We start from the raw sequence: 15,082 nt of genomic DNA on the forward strand, positions 1-15,082 counted from the left end.
ATATTAGGAGATTGCGATGAAGAAAATTATCCTGAGCATTTTATTGGTCAATCTGCTGGCCGCCTGCGCGACCGAGAAGCCGAAAGAAACGGCTAGCGCGCCTGCTGCTCCGGCCGCGACAGAAACGACAGCACCTGACACCGGTACCGCACAAACCGCGCAGACCACTTCTGCGGCCGATGCAGCCGCCGCTGCCGCTGCCGCCGCTGCGGCAGCCGTACCGGAAGTGCGCAGCGTGTACTTCCCGTTCGATGTCGATGCGGTGCAAGAAGCGGATCGTGCCACCTTGCAAAAGCACGGCGAATATCTGGGCAAGAACAAGGACGTCAAGGTTCGTGTGGAAGGCAATGCCGACGAGCGCGGCAGCACCGAGTACAACCTGGCCCTGGGGCAGCGTCGTGCCAACAACGTGAAGAAGATGCTGATTCTGTCCGGTGCGAGCGCAGCGCAGATCGAAACGGTCAGCTACGGCGAAGAAAAGCCGCGTTGCGCCGAGCATAACGAATCGTGCTGGTCGCAGAATCGTCGTGCCGACATCGTTTATCTGAGCAAGTAAGCAATAAGCCCATGCGTTTCTGGTTGTTGCTCTGTTTGTGCGCTGCGAGCAGCCACGCTTCGGCGGGGTTGTTTGCCGACGAGGATGCGCGCAAGCAGGTGCAGCAACTGGAGGCGCGTGTCATCAAGCTGGAGAAGGCGTTAGCCTCGTCCGAGGCGGACAAGGAGCAGGCTATCCGCTCCACGCTCGATCTGCAGATGCAGATGGAAGCGCTGAATACGGAATTGCGCAAGCTGCGCGGTCAGAACGAGGAATTCTCGCATGACCTGCAGGATGCCGAAAAACGCCAGAAGGATTTCTACATCGATCTGGATACGCGTTTGCGTCATATCGAGGCGGGGGCGGGCGATTCCACAGCCGCCGCATCGGATCGCGGCGACGGTACCAGGGATGTGTCGGCCGATCCGCTGGGCGAGAACCGTGCATTCGATGCGGCCTATACGCTGTACAAAAACGAGAACTACCAGAACGCCGCTGCGGCGTTCCGCGATTTCCTGAAGAATTATCCGCAATCCGTGCATGAGGCCAATGTCCGTTACTGGATGGGCAACTCGTATTTCCTGTTGAGGGATTACAAGAACTGTCTGAGCAGTTACGAGACGCTGGTCAGCAAGTTCCAGGATCACCCGCGCGTCGCCGAGGCGATGCTCAATATCGCCGAGTGCCAGCTGGAATTGAAGAACAAGACGGCGGCCAGGAAGACCCTCAAGCAGCTCATTTCCCAGTTTCCGGGTAGCGATGCATCCGACAAGGCGAAGAAACGCCTTGCCACTATCAAGTAGTTCCTCCGAAGGCGATGTCTCATAACAGTAGCGAGTCGTTGCGCATCAGCGAGATTTTCTATTCCCTGCAAGGCGAGACCAGCCGCGTCGGACTGCCGACCGTGTTCGTGCGCCTGACCGGCTGTCCTTTGCGCTGCACCTACTGCGATACGACCTACGCTTTCACCGGCGGGCAGACCATGACGCTGGATGCGATCATGGCCGAGGTGGCGCGCCATGCGCCGCGTTTTGTCACCGTCACCGGCGGCGAGCCGCTCGCGCAGAAGAATTGCCCTTCCCTGTTGCGCGCCCTTTGCGATGCAGGCTACGAGGTGTCGCTGGAGACCGGCGGCGCCCTGGATGTGAGTGGCGTGGATGCGCGGGTGATGACGGTGCTGGACATCAAGACACCGGCTTCCGGCGAAATGGCCAAGAACCTCTGGAGCAATCTGGATCACCTGGATTCCCGCGACGAGATCAAGTTCGTGCTGTGCGACGAGGCGGATTACGCATGGGCGAAACAGGTAGTGCAGGAGCATCAGCTGGCCCGACGCTGTGCCGTGCTGTTCTCCCCGGCGCAAGGTCAGCTGGCCCCCCGGGATCTTGCCGAATGGATATTGCGCGACCATCTGCCGGTGCGTTTGCAGGTGCAGCTGCACAAGTTGCTATGGGGTAACGAGGCGGGACGTTAAAGATGAAGCGAGCGGTGGTATTGCTGTCGGGAGGACTGGATTCGGCTACGGTGCTGGCGATGGCGCGTGCACAAGGATTCGAATGCTATGCGTTAAGCGTGGACTATGGGCAGCGCCATCATGCCGAACTGGCTGCGGCACGGCAGGTCGCGCAGGCACTCGGTGCGCGCGAACATCGTGTGGTGAACATCGATCTCACCGGATTCGGCGGTTCGGCGTTGACCGATTCCCGCATTGCGGTGCCCGAGAGCGCAAGCAGCGGCATTCCGCTAACCTATGTTCCTGCACGCAATACCATCATGTTGTCGCTGGCGCTGGCATGGGCCGAGGTGCTGAAGGCGCAGGACATCTTCTTCGGGGTGAATGCCGTGGATTATTCCGGCTATCCAGATTGCCGGCCGGAATATGTGGCGGCATTCGAGCGCATGGCGAACCTGGCGACCAAGGCGGCAGTGGAAGGCGAACCGCTCACCTTGCATGCGCCGCTGTTGCATCTGTCCAAGGGGGAGATCATCCGCGAAGGCGTGCGCCTGGGGGTGGATTTCGGGATCACGGTCTCCTGCTACCAGGCCGACGAGCAAGGCCGTGCCTGCGGCCGCTGCGATTCCTGCCGGTTGCGCCGCGAAGGCTTCCAGTCTGCCGGAGTGCCTGATTCCACGCGTTATCGCGGCGCATAGACAACGGCCGGCTCTCGTTTGACACCCGAAGTCAAACCCGTATAATGCGCGCTCCCTTTTGGGAGGGGTCGGTAGCTCAGTCGGTAGAGCAGCGGACTTTTAATCCGTTGGTCGCGAGTTCGAATCTCGCCCGACCCACCAGTTTCAAACCGCCGCCTTAGCTCAGTTGGTAGAGCAACCGCCTTGTAAGCGGTAGGTCATCAGTTCGAATCCGATAGGCGGCACCAGTTGCACAGAAAGGCTTGCCCAGGGGCAGGCTTTTTTATTTCCCGCAGCTTACTCGGTGCCGAACTTGGATTCGACGATCACGCCGATCTGCTTGAGGAAAGGGGTGGGCAAAATGCCGCCGGCACACACGATGACGGCATCGTTGGGGAACTGCATCAGTTTTCCGTCCTGTTCCAGGAAGACTTTTTCCTTGTTGACCAGCTTTACGTTCGATTTCAGGCGTACGGTCAACATGCCTTTTTCCGACATCTCCTTCAGGCGGTCGCGGTTCTTCGGTTTGCCGCGTCCGAATGCATCGCTGCGATAGGAAAGCGTGACGGTCGTGCCCGGTTGCTCGGCGATGGCCATGGCGGCTTCCAGCGCGCTGTCGCCGCCGCCCACCACCAGGACATGCATGTTTCGGTATTGCTCCGGCTCGATCAGGCGGTACACGACCTTCGGCAGGTCTTCGCCGGGCACCCCCAGTTTGCGCGGGGTGCCGCGGCGCCCGATGGCGAGGAGGACTGCGCGGGTCTCATAAGAACCTTTGGTGGTCTTGACGATGAAGCCTTTGCCGGTCTTTTCGATATTCTCCATGCGTTCGTTGAAGTTCAGCTTCATGCCGGTCTTCTGGATGATTCCTTGCCAGAACTCGAGCAGTTTTTCCTTGCTGACTTCCTGAAAGTGCACTTTCCCGACGATGGGCAGCTTGACCGGTGCGGTCATGACGACCTTGTTGCGCGGGTACTGGAAGATCGCTCCGCCCAGCGCAGTTTCCTGTTCGATGGTGACATAGCGCAATTTTTTCTCGATCGCGCCGAGCGTTGCCGCCAGGCCGGCAGGGCCGGTGCCGATGATGACAACATCGTACGGGTTGCTGCTGCCCTTGAGTTTGGCGATGGATTCCATGGCCTGGATGCCCTGGGTCGCAGCCTTGCGGATCAGGCCCATGCCGCCGAGTTCGCCGGCGATGAAGAGTCCGGGCACATTGGTTTCAAAGTTGGCATCCACCTGCGGGATGTCCATGCCGCGTTTGGCCGTGCCAAACACCAGCTTGATTGCGTTATGCGGGCAAGCCGGTGCGCAAGCGCCGTGTCCGATGCAATGGGTCGGGTTGATCAGGACCGCTTTGCCCTTGATCATGCCGATCGCATGTTCGGGGCAGGCGCTGATGCAGCTGCCAGCTCCCATGCACAGATTGGGGTCGATCTCGGGGTGCAGGGACGATGGCTCGGTCAATCCGGCTTCGATCGATTCGGTGAACACTTCGACGGCGGCAGCTTCATGTTTATACCTGCCGCGCAGATACAGGAACAGGATCAGCAGGATGGGGATCAGGTAGATTGTAAAGGATTCGATATTCATCGCGATGCGGCAGGCTCGGTGTGTAAAAACGCAGTCCGGCTAAGGACTGCCGTTGCAGGAAGTTCGGGCAATAATCCGATGACTGTCAGGCATTCTATGTTGCCCGGCAGCAGGTGACAATTTTCAATTCGGATTCGATGCGCCATCTCTGCATGCGTGCATCCTGAAATCCGGTGTGCGTGGATGCGGAGTGGTTGCACACATGCTGAAATGCCTGCGCATTCGTGCGCGGTCTGGTAAATTCTGCCCGTTCCGAACGGGAGTCATCATGAAAATCCACGAATACCAGGGTAAAGAGATATTGCGCGAGTTTGGCGTGCCCACCCCGCGCGGAGTGCCGTGTTTCAACGTCGAGGCAGCGGTTGCTGCCGCGCAGGAATTGGGCGGCAAAGTCTGGGTGGTGAAGGCGCAGATCCATGCGGGTGGTCGCGGCAAAGGCGGCGGCGTGAAGGTGGCGAAATCGCCGGATGAGGTGCGCACGTTTGCGCAGCAGATTCTCGGCATGCATCTCGTTACGCACCAGACCGGTCCGGAGGGGCAGGTGGTGAGGAGATTGCTGATCGAGGAAGGTGCGCAGATCGCCAGGGAGTTCTATGTCGGCATGGTGGTGGATCGCGGCTCGCAGCGCGTGGCCCTGCTGGCATCGAGCGAGGGCGGCATGGAGATCGAAGAGGTCGCCAAACGTTCGCCCGGGAAGATCCGGACCGTGCGCATCGATCCCGCGACTGGCCTGACCGCGGCCGAGGCGGCTGAGACGGCTCGCGCGATCGGCATTCCCGATGCGGCGAGCGCCGACGCAGTCAAGGTGTTGCAGGGCCTGTATCGCGCTTTCGTCGAAAAGGACGCGATGCTGGCCGAGATCAATCCGCTGGTGCTGACCGCGGACAATCGTGTGCTGGCGCTGGACGCAAAATTCAATTTCGATTCCAACGCGCTGTACCGCCATCCCGAGATCGTCGCGTTGCGCGACCTGGATGAGGAAGACCCGGCCGAGATCGAGGCGTCGAAGTTCGAGCTCAGCTACATCCAGCTGGACGGCGATATCGGCTGCCTAGTGAACGGCGCCGGTCTGGCGATGGCGACCATGGACATCATCAAGCTGTATGGCGGCAACCCGGCGAACTTTCTCGATGTCGGCGGTGGTGCCAGCAAGGAGAAGGTCACTGAGGCATTCAAACTGATGCTGAAGAATCCGCACCTCAAGGCGATCCTGGTCAACATCTTCGGCGGCATCATGAAGTGCGACGTGATCGCCGAGGGCGTGGTAGCGGCGGCGCGCGAGGTGCATCTTGCCGTGCCGCTGGTGGTACGGCTGGAAGGTACCAATGTGGAACTGGGCAAGAAGATCCTGGCGGATTCCGGCTTGCCCATCATTTCCGGCAACGACATGGCGGATGCGGCACAAAAGGTCGTGGCTGCGGCAAAGGGGGCGAAATGAGCATCCTCATTAGTAAAAACACCAGAGTCATCACCCAGGGCATGACCGGCAAGGTCGGCCAGTTCCATACCTTCCATTGCAAGCAGTATGCGAACGGCGCCAACTGCTTCGTGGCAGGCGTGAACCCGAAGAAGGTGGGCGAGCAGTTCGAGGGCATCCCGGTGTATGCCACGGTGCGCGATGCCAAGGTGGCAACCGGCGCGACCGTATCGGTGATCTACGTGCCGCCTTCGGGTGCAGCCGCGGCCATCGACGAGGCAGTCGAAGCCGAACTGGATTTGGTGATCTGCATCACCGAAGGCATCCCGGTGCACGATATGCTGAAGACGCGCTACAGGATGCAAGGCAAGAAGACCTTGCTGATCGGGCCGAACTGTCCCGGCCTGATCACGCCGGACGAGATCAAGATCGGCATCATGCCTGGCCATATCCACAAGAAGGGGCGCATCGGCGTGGTGTCTCGTTCCGGCACGCTGACCTACGAGGCGGTCGGGCAGCTCACCGCGCTTGGCTACGGGCAGTCGTCCTGCGTCGGCATCGGCGGAGATCCGATCAACGGCCTCAAGCACATCGACGTGATGAGGCTGTTCAACGACGATCCCGAGACCGACGCGGTGATCATGGTGGGCGAGATCGGTGGCAGCGACGAGGAGGAATGCGCGCGCTGGATCAAGGCCAACATGAAGAAACCGGTGGTCGGTTTCATCGCCGGCGTCACCGCGCCGGAAGGCAAGCGCATGGGCCATGCCGGCGCGATCATCTCCGGCGGGCAGGGCGGCGCCAACGAGAAGCTGGCGGTGATGGAAGAGTGCGGCATCCACATCACGCGCAATCCGGCCGAGATGGGGCGCACGATGCAAAAAATATTGAAGGGTTGACGATGCTGGAAATGTTGTCGAGCGCCCAGTTCTGGGTGGATGTATTCAAGATCATCGTGATCGACTTGCTGCTGTCCGGCGACAATGCGGTGGTGATCGCGCTGGCCTGCCGCAACCTGCCACCGGACCAGCGCAAGAAGGGTATTGCTTATGGCGTGGCCGGGGCGATCCTGCTGCGCGTGGTGTTGACGTTCTTCGCGGTCAGCCTGCTGTCGTTGCCGTATCTCAAGCTGGTCGGTGCGCTTTTGTTGATCTGGATCGGCATCAAGCTGATCCTGCCGGAAGAAGAGCACGGCGAGGGTAGCGTCAAGGCGGACACCCACCTGTGGGGGGCGGTGAAGACCATCATCATCGCCGATTTCGTGATGAGCCTGGACAACGTGCTCGGCGTGGCGGCGGCCGCGCATGGCAATGCGATGCTGCTGGTGTTCGGCCTGCTGGTGAGCATTCCGTTGATCGCCTGGAGCAGCCAGCTGGTGCTGAAGCTGATCGACCGTTTCCCATTCATCATCTATGCGGGCGGAGCCTTGCTCGGTTATGTGGCGGGCGAAATGCTGGTCGGCGAGGCGTTGTTCAAGCCCATGCTGGAAGCGCAGCATGCGTTGCACTGGCTGGTTCCGGGCGCATGCGCGGTGCTGGTGCTGGCAATCGGCAAATGGCTGGCGCTGCGCATGGCGGCCGCGGCGAGGGCGGTGGACCTGGTGGATGAGCAAGTGCCCGCTGCGCACGACAAATCCTGAACGGAGGCAGACGATGAAAGTATTGATCCCCATAGACGGTTCCAAGGCCGCCAATCGCGCGGTAGATCATGTGATCGCCAGTGTGGCATGGCTCAAGGAAATTCCACAGGTGTGTCTGCTGAACGTGCAATGGAAGCTGGCATCCGGCAACGTCAAGCTGTTCATCAGTCAGGACACCATCAACGATTACTACCGCGAGCAAGGCATGGCGGCCTTGGCCGAGGCCCGTGCCAGGCTGGATGCGGCGGGCCTGGCCTACAACTACCACATCAGCGTGGGAACGCCGGCCGAGGCCATCGTGCAATATGCGCAAGAGAAGCAGGTCGACCAGATCGTGATCAGTGCGCACGGGCAAGACACCCTGTCCGATTTGTTGCTGGGTTCGGTGGCCAGCAAAGTGGCTCATTTGGCCAGGATACCGGTGCTGCTGGTAAAGTGAAATGGCTGATAAATCAAACAGGTATGGTTTGATTTTGAAAATTGTTTTAGTATTCGACCCTGAGTGCTCAGGGAGCTGGTAAATCGGGCAGGGCGAATATGAGAAAAACATTCTTGAAATCGGACTGGTTCACCGCCTTGCTGATTGCATTAGTGTTCCTGTTCGGTGCCAACAGCGATGTGATCCAGAGCCTGGAGCGCAAAGCCTATGACTGGGGTGTGCTGGCGTCGTCGCGCGTTCCCAGCGACAAGATCGCGATCATCGCCATCGACGACCAGAGTATCGCTAACTTGGGCCGTTGGCCCTGGCCGCGCGCGATCCAGGGCAAGATGCTGGATATCCTGGCGGCAGGCCAGGCCAAGGTGGTCGGCAATACCGTTTTCTTTTTCGAGCCGCAAGTCGATGCCGGCCTGGGCTATATCAACAAGATCGGCGCGATGCTCGCCGACTCTTCCCTGAAACGCAGCAATCCGGCGGAGTGGGCGCAGCTCGATGCGCTGCTGCAGGACGCCTTGCTGCATCTGGACAACGACCAGCAGCTGGCCGCAAGCATGCTCAAGGCTAACGATGTGCTGCTGGGTATGTATTTCGACTTGGGCGAACCGCAAGGCAAACCGGACAATCCATTGCCGGACTACATCCTGAAGAACAATCTGACCAACATCCAGGGCGGTGTGGATGCGTCCATGCCGCTCCCCGCGCTGGGCGTACAGATACCGATCCCAGTGCTGGGTTCGAATGCGCTGGCCACCGGTCACCTGAATGCGACGCCCGACGTGGACGGAGCGGTACGCACGGAACCGCTGGTGGTCGGATATTTCGATCAGTACTATCCCTCGCTGTCGCTGCTGCTGGCAGCAAAGAGCCTGAATCTCGAACCGAAAGACATCAAGGTGACGCTGGGGCAGGGCGTCAGGCTGGGCAATCAGAACATCGCCACCGATCCGGCGCTGCGCATGCATACCTTCTTCTACGGTGACCGCGAAGGCAAACCAGCCTTCCAGGTGGATTCGTTTTACGATGTGCTGAGCGGGAAGATCCCGCCGGAGAAATACCGCGACAAGATTGTGCTGATCGGGGCCACTGCCGCAGGAGTGGGGGCGTCGCAAGTGACGCCGATCTCCGCCGGGATGTCGCCGGTACTGACGCTGGCGCACTCGGTGTCCAGCATCCTCAAACAGGACTTTTTTGTCCGGCCGAGATGGGGCTTCGCAGCCGAGAGCGCGGTTTTTCTGGTGGTTTCGTTGTACCTGATCCTGCTCGTGCCGCGCCTGAGCGCGGGGGTGGCGGCTGCCGTCACCGGCGGCTTGTTCGCGTTGCTGCTGGCGGCACATTTCATCCTGATGACGACGCAGGCGATGTGGCTGCAGCTGATGTTGCCAACCGCGCTGTTGCTGGTCGGTCATTTGTTGTTGACCACCAAACGCTTCCTGATGACGGAGAAGGGCAAGCTCAAGTCCGATGCGGACTCGGCGGAGAGCAATCGCATGCTGGGACTGGCGTTCCAGGGGCAGGGCCAACTGGACATGGCTTTCGACAAGTTCCGCAAGGTGCCGCTGGACGATAGCCTGATGGACGTGCTTTACAACCTCGGGCTGGATTTCGAACGCAAGCGCCAGTTCAACAAGGCCGAATCGGTGTTCAGGTATATGGCCGACCACAACCCGAAGTTCCGCGATCTGGAAGCGCGGCTGGTGCAATCCAGGGCGATGGCCGAAACGGTCATTCTGGGCGGTTCTGCGGGGCGCAGCAACGATAGTACGATGAAGCTGGATCGGGCGAATGTGGCCAAACCGATGCTGGGGCGCTACGAGATCGAGAAAGAGCTGGGCAAGGGGGCCATGGGCGTGGTGTACCTGGGCAAGGACCCGAAGATCGGCCGCGTCGTGGCGATCAAGACCATGGCGCTGTCGCAGGAGTTCGAGGCGGACGAACTGGAAGAGGTCAAGGCCCGCTTCTTCCGCGAGGCCGAGACGGCGGGGCGCCTGAACCATCCCAACATCGTCACCATGTACGATGCCGGCGAGGAGCATGACCTGGCCTATATCGCGATGGAGTTCCTCAAAGGCAAGGATCTGGTGCCCTACACCAAACAGCCCAATCTGCTGCCCTTGCCCAAGGTGCTGAGCATCATTGCGCGTGTGGCGGATGCGCTGGGTTACGCGCATGGCCTGAACGTGGTGCACCGGGACATCAAGCCGGCCAATATCATGTACGATCCGGAAACCGATACGGTAAAGGTCACCGATTTCGGCATCGCACGCATCACCGACTCATCCAAGACCAAAACCGGCATGGTGCTGGGCACGCCCTCCTACATGTCGCCGGAGCAGCTGTCCGGGGTCAAGATCGAGGGGCATTCCGACCTGTTCTCGCTGGGGGTGAGCTTGTACCAACTGGCGTGTGGTAAGCTCCCGTTTGCGGGCGATTCCATGGCCCAGTTGATGTTCCGTATCGCCAACGAGCCGCATGCGGATATCCTGAGTGTCAATCCGGACTTGCCGCCGTGCGTGGTCGCCATCATCAACAAGTCGTTGGCGAAGAAGATTGAAGACCGTTATGCAAGCGGCGGTGAGATGGCTGAAGCGTTGCGCAAATGTGCGGCCAGCTTGTAACTGTTCATGGGCAATAACGACAAGACGTTCTCAGGGGTGGTGCGTGGAGATAAAAGATGCGCTTGAAATAGTCAGCCAGACCAACCCGGGGATGGTGCGCTCACACAATGAGGATAGCGTCACCTACGACGCCGAGATCGGATTGGTGGTGCTGGCGGACGGTATGGGCGGCTATAATGCCGGCGAAGTGGCGAGCGGGATAGCGGTTTCCGTGCTGTCCAGCGAGGTGCGCCATCATCTGGAAGGTGCCCGCCCGGAGCAGCTCGACGATTCCGGCGAAGAGCTCGGGATGACGTTGCTGCGCGACAACGTGAAGAAGGCCAACCTGTCCATCTTCCGTGCCGCACAGAGCCAGCCGCAATATGCCGGCATGGGGACGACCATCGTCACGGCGCTGTTCTACGATGACCGCGTGGCGGTGGCACATGTGGGCGATTCGCGCATGTATCGATTGCGCGGCGACACATTCGAGGCTGTCACGCGCGATCATTCGCTGTTGCAGGAACAGATAGACGGCGGGCTGATCAGCAAGGAGGATGCGCGGCTGTCGAAGAACAAGAACCTGGTGACACGGGCTGTCGGTATCGACGACGACGTGGTGCCGGAGATCCAGGTGCTGGAGGTGCAGGTCGGGGACATCTATCTGCTGTGTTCCGATGGCCTGAACGATATGGTCGAGGACGAGGATATCGGCATGACCCTGCAGATGCTGCAGAACAATCTGCCGCTGGCCGCGACGCAGCTGGTGCAACAGGCCAACGATAATGGCGGACGTGATAATGTGTCGGTCATTCTGGTCAAGGTGAAAGGACGTTTCTCCGCCCCATTGGGTTGGTGGGCGAAGCTGCGTGCCTGGTTCGAAAGTTGAAGTGACAAGAATTAACTACGGGGATTGATGATATGCCGGCTAAATTGATACTCAGCATGGACGGGGTGGTGCTGAAAGAATATCCGCTGAACAAGGAACGCACCACGATAGGCCGCAAGCCGCACAACGATATCGTGATCGACAACCTCGCGGTGAGCAGCGAGCATGCGGCCATCGTCACCATCCTGAACGATTCCTTCCTGGAAGACCTGGATAGCACCAACGGCCTGGCGGTCAACGGCACGCCGACCAAGAAGCATTTCCTGCAGAACAACGACCTGATCGAGATCGGCAAATACAAGCTGAAATACCTGAACGACCAGCCGACGCAGACCTCTGCTGCCGATTTCGAGAAGACCATGGTGCTGCGCGCCCCGGTCAAGATGCCGGTAGGGGAGGCGACCGCGAAGTCGCCGCTGGACGTCACTGTGACGCGAAAAAGCGAGGCAAGCCCGCAACTCAATGTCACGAACAGCGGTGTGCCGGCGGAAGCCGCCGGCGGACAGCTGCCCGTCGCCCTGGTGCAGATATTGAACGGACCCAATGCGGGCAAAGAACTTGAACTGGTGAAGAACCTGACCACGCTGGGCAAACCGGGCGTACAGGTGGCCGTGCTGGCGCGCCGGCCGCACGGTTATTTCATCACTCACGTGGAAGGCGGCAGTTTCCCCACGGTGAACGGTTCGTCCATCGGCGAGCAGCCGCACCAACTGCGCGACCATGACCTCATCGAGCTGGCCGGGGTGAAAATGGAGTTCTACTACAAAACCTGATTACCCAAAGTGATCGGTCAGTGCGCAACCTGCGGGTGTGAAGGTCGGGGTGGCAAGTGAAGAAGCACGCACTTCTTATGGCGCTCGGCATATCGCTTGTCCTCCTGTTCATGGGCGATGCGGCCAGGTTGTATCGCCTCGGCTTCGTCCAGTTCATCGACGCCAAGCTGTACGATTACCGCATGCGTCTCACTCTGCCGAATAAGGCGGACGACCGCATCGTCATCCTCGATATCGACGAAAAAAGCCTGAAGGAAGAAGGACGCTGGCCATGGGGGCGCGACAAGCTGGCCAGGCTGATGGATGAGCTGTTCGATCACTACGGCGTGGTGGTGACGGGTTTCGACGTGGTGTTTGCGGAACGGGACAGCAGCTCCGGCCTGAAGGTCTTGCAGGAGCTGGGGCGCAACCAGCTCAGGAACGTGGCGCAATTCCAGTCGGTCCTGGCGCAGCTCAAGCCCCACCTCGAATACGACAAACTCTTCGCCGACAAGATCAGGCAGCGCAACGTGGTGTTGGGGTATTACTTCAGCAACAGCGAGCACGGCTCGGACCGTAGCGTCTCCGGTGTATTGCCCGAGCCGGTGTTCGCGGCAGGGACGTTCAAAGGGCGACCAATCTCCGTTATGCGCTGGGACAGCTATGGCGCGAACTTGCCGGAATTGCAAGACAGTGCGGCGACGGCCGGACATTTCAATCCGGTGGTGGATTTTGACGGTGAAGTGCGGCGCATACCGATGATCGTCGAATACAACGGGGCGTATTACGAATCCCTGTCGCTGGCGGTGGCACGCGCCGCCTTGGGGATGCCCAAACTGTCGCCGGGATATGCGCCGGGCAAAGACAAGAACTACGGCGGACTGGAGTGGCTGACGCTGGAGTCGTCGCAGGGCGATCTGCTCGTTCCGGTGGATGCCGAGGTCGGTGCGCTGGTGCCGTACCGCGGAGCGCGTGGTACGTTCCGTTATATTTCCGCGGCGGACGTCCTGCATGAGCGCACCCCGCTGGCAGAGCTGCAAGGCAAGATCGTGCTGGTGGGAACCTCCGCACCGGGTTTGATGGATATGCGTTCCACCCCGGTCGGCGAGGTCTATCCCGGTGTGGAGGTCCATGCCAACATGATCAGCGGCATCCTCAACCAGAACGTCAAGCAGAATCCGCCTTATGTGCTGGGCGCGAACGTGTTGCTGCTGCTGGTGGTCGGCATGGTGCTGGCCATCCTGCTTCCGCTGCTGAGCCCCATGTACGGAACCCTGCTGTCTGCCGGGATGCTGTTGCTGGAGATCGTCTTCAACGGCTCATTGTGGCAGTACGGCAATATCGCGCTGCCCATGGCCGGCGGATTGATCCTGGCCCTCGCGCTGTTTGCGCTGAACATGACCTTCGGTTATTTCACGACCGAACGCACCAAGCGACAGATCACCAGTTTGTTCGGGCAATATGTGCCCAGCGAAGTGGTTGACGAGATGAGCAAGAACCCGGAGCAGGTCTCGATGGAAGGCGAAAGCCGCGAGATGACCATCCTGTTCTCCGATGTGCGAGGCTTTACCACGATCTCGGAAGGGCTGGATCCGAAGGAACTGGCGCTGCTGATGAACGAGTTCCTGACCCCGCTGTCGCGGGTGATCTATGGCCATCGCGGTACGATTGATAAATACATGGGCGACTGTATCATGGCGTTCTGGGGGGCACCGTTGCCAGAAGCGCGCCATGCATACCATGCCGTGCTGTCCGGGCTGGAGATGCAGCGTACGCTGAGCGGACTGCAGCCGCATTTCAGGGAGCGCGGCTGGCCACCGATCCATGTCGGCGTGGGGATCAATTCCGGGCGGGTGAGCGTGGGCAACATGGGCTCGGAAGTGCGGGTGGCCTATACGGTGATGGGCGATGCGGTGAATCTGGCGTCGCGTCTGGAAGGCATCACCAAGGAATACGGGGTCGGGGTGCTGGTGGGCGAAACCACCCGGGAGGCCGCTCCCGAATTCGTCTACCGGGAGCTCGATCTGGTGCGCGTCAAGGGCAAGGACAAGCCGGTGGCGATTTTCGAACCGCTCGGTCTGGCCGGCCAGGTCGAGCAGTCGGTGCTGGAAGAGGTTCAGTTGTTCCATCAGGCCCTGGACATGTATCGCAAACAGCAATGGGACCAGGCCGAGCTGCAGCTGCTCAGTCTGCTGAAGATGGCACCACAGGCCAGGCTCTATCAGGTGTATGCCGAACGCGTGGCCCATTACCGCAACACCCCCCCCGGCGAGAAGTGGGACGGGGTATTCGTGTTCAAGACGAAATAAGGCTGGCAGGAACGCTAACGATGAAACTGAGAATATTGGGATGCAGTGGCGGGATCGGGGGGAATTTGCGTACCACCTCGATGCTGCTCGATCACGATGTACTGATCGATGCCGGGACTGGCGTCGGCGATCTCAGTCTGGCCGAGATGTGCGTGATCGACCATGTCTTCGTGACGCACTCGCATCTGGATCACATTGCCAGCCTGCCCTTGCTGGTCGACAGTGTCGGATTCATGCGCGGCCAGCCGCTGGTCATCCATGCCACCGACGAGACGATCGCCATCCTCAAGCAGCACGTCTTCAACTGGGAGATCTGGCCTGATTTCACCGAGATTCCGACTTTGCACCAGCCGCTGTTGCGTTTCGAGCGCATTGCGTGCGGCGAAACCGTTGAGATAGGCGGACGCATGATCACGCCATTGCCAGCCAACCATGTGGTCCCGGCTGTCGGCTTCCAGATCGACAGCGGCAAGGCCAGCCTGGTATTCAGCGGCGATACCACCACATGCGATGCGCTCTGGGAGGCCGTCAACCGCATCCGCAATCTTGAATACCTGATCGTCGAGACGGCCTTCTCCAACGCCGAGAAGGAGCTGGCCGTCGTCTCCAAGCATCTTTGCCCTTCCTTGCTGGCCGATGAACTGCACAAGCTCAAGCTCAACCCCGAAATTTATGTCACTCACCTGAAACCGGGAGAGATCGAGCTGACCATGCAGGAAGTCAGCGAGTGCGTGCGGGGTTTTGTGCCGAAGATGCTGCAAAACGGGCAGGTGTTCGAGTTCTAG

14 protein-coding genes and 2 tRNA genes are annotated in these 15,082 nt (G+C 60.0%); 15 read left to right on the plus strand and 1 reads right to left on the minus strand.

The window, feature by feature from the left end:
• Positions 1 to 16: 16 nt before the first annotated feature.
• The 6 genes from pal to L6418_RS02035 all read left to right on the plus strand — a co-directional run bounded on the left by pal (position 17) and on the right by L6418_RS02035 (position 2,913).
• Positions 17 to 556, plus strand: coding sequence for a peptidoglycan-associated lipoprotein Pal (gene pal / locus L6418_RS02010; RefSeq protein ID WP_237247815.1), 540 nt, complete (start codon positions 17 to 19; stop codon positions 554 to 556).
• A gap of 11 nt (positions 557 to 567) precedes the next feature.
• Positions 568 to 1,338: a tol-pal system protein YbgF gene (ybgF, locus tag L6418_RS02015; protein ID WP_237247816.1), complete on the plus strand. Its 771-nt coding sequence runs from the start codon at positions 568 to 570 to the stop codon at positions 1,336 to 1,338.
• Between the two features lie 14 nt (positions 1,339 to 1,352).
• Positions 1,353 to 2,009, plus strand: a complete 657-nt coding sequence (gene queE, locus L6418_RS02020) for a 7-carboxy-7-deazaguanine synthase QueE (RefSeq protein ID WP_237247817.1) — start codon at positions 1,353 to 1,355, stop codon at positions 2,007 to 2,009.
• A gap of 2 nt (positions 2,010 to 2,011) precedes the next feature.
• Positions 2,012 to 2,686, plus strand: coding sequence for a 7-cyano-7-deazaguanine synthase QueC (gene queC, locus L6418_RS02025; protein WP_237247818.1), 675 nt, complete (start codon positions 2,012 to 2,014; stop codon positions 2,684 to 2,686).
• A 65-nt stretch (positions 2,687 to 2,751) separates the two neighbouring features.
• A tRNA-Lys gene (locus tag L6418_RS02030) sits at positions 2,752 to 2,827 on the plus strand.
• Between the two features lie 10 nt (positions 2,828 to 2,837).
• Positions 2,838 to 2,913 (plus strand) — tRNA-Thr (locus tag L6418_RS02035).
• Positions 2,914 to 2,962: 49 nt separating this feature from the next.
• Here the strand turns inward: L6418_RS02035 and L6418_RS02040 are convergent.
• Positions 2,963 to 4,258 (minus strand): NAD(P)-binding domain-containing protein, encoded by a 1,296-nt coding sequence (locus tag L6418_RS02040; protein ID WP_237247819.1) that lies wholly within the window; start codon positions 4,256 to 4,258, stop codon positions 2,963 to 2,965.
• A gap of 268 nt (positions 4,259 to 4,526) precedes the next feature.
• Here L6418_RS02040 and sucC point away from each other — a divergent pair, with 268 nt between their 5' ends.
• From sucC to L6418_RS02085, 9 genes are all read left to right on the plus strand, one after another.
• A complete protein-coding gene (gene sucC, locus L6418_RS02045) occupies positions 4,527 to 5,696 on the plus strand; it encodes an ADP-forming succinate--CoA ligase subunit beta (protein WP_237247820.1) in 1,170 nt (389 codons plus the stop codon).
• Positions 5,693 to 6,574, plus strand: a complete 882-nt coding sequence (gene sucD / locus L6418_RS02050) for a succinate--CoA ligase subunit alpha (protein WP_237247821.1) — start codon at positions 5,693 to 5,695, stop codon at positions 6,572 to 6,574. Before sucC ends, sucD begins: the two co-directional genes overlap by 4 nt.
• Positions 6,575 to 6,576: 2 nt before the next feature.
• Positions 6,577 to 7,314 (plus strand): TerC family protein, encoded by a 738-nt coding sequence (locus L6418_RS02055; RefSeq protein ID WP_237247822.1) that lies wholly within the window; start codon positions 6,577 to 6,579, stop codon positions 7,312 to 7,314.
• Positions 7,315 to 7,327: 13 nt separating this feature from the next.
• Positions 7,328 to 7,753 carry a universal stress protein gene (locus L6418_RS02060; protein ID WP_237247823.1) on the plus strand — a complete coding sequence of 142 codons (426 nt, stop codon included), beginning with the start codon at positions 7,328 to 7,330 and terminating at the stop codon, positions 7,751 to 7,753.
• A 98-nt stretch (positions 7,754 to 7,851) separates the two neighbouring features.
• Positions 7,852 to 10,368: a CHASE2 domain-containing serine/threonine-protein kinase gene (locus L6418_RS02065; protein WP_237247824.1), complete on the plus strand. Its 2,517-nt coding sequence runs from the start codon at positions 7,852 to 7,854 to the stop codon at positions 10,366 to 10,368.
• A 43-nt stretch (positions 10,369 to 10,411) separates the two neighbouring features.
• Positions 10,412 to 11,236 carry a Stp1/IreP family PP2C-type Ser/Thr phosphatase gene (locus L6418_RS02070; protein ID WP_237247825.1) on the plus strand — a complete coding sequence of 275 codons (825 nt, stop codon included), beginning with the start codon at positions 10,412 to 10,414 and terminating at the stop codon, positions 11,234 to 11,236.
• Positions 11,237 to 11,268: 32 nt separating this feature from the next.
• Positions 11,269 to 12,009: an FHA domain-containing protein gene (locus L6418_RS02075; protein WP_237247826.1), complete on the plus strand. Its 741-nt coding sequence runs from the start codon at positions 11,269 to 11,271 to the stop codon at positions 12,007 to 12,009.
• 56 nt (positions 12,010 to 12,065) lie between these two features.
• Positions 12,066 to 14,297 carry a CHASE2 domain-containing protein gene (locus L6418_RS02080; protein WP_237247827.1) on the plus strand — a complete coding sequence of 744 codons (2,232 nt, stop codon included), beginning with the start codon at positions 12,066 to 12,068 and terminating at the stop codon, positions 14,295 to 14,297.
• A gap of 20 nt (positions 14,298 to 14,317) precedes the next feature.
• Complete coding sequence (locus tag L6418_RS02085) at positions 14,318 to 15,082, plus strand: MBL fold metallo-hydrolase (RefSeq protein ID WP_237247828.1); 765 nt, start codon at positions 14,318 to 14,320, stop codon at positions 15,080 to 15,082.

Origin of the sequence: Sideroxyarcus emersonii, assembly GCF_021654335.1 — a bacterium.
In the GTDB taxonomy this organism is placed as follows: domain Bacteria; phylum Pseudomonadota; class Gammaproteobacteria; order Burkholderiales; family Gallionellaceae; genus Sideroxyarcus; species Sideroxyarcus emersonii.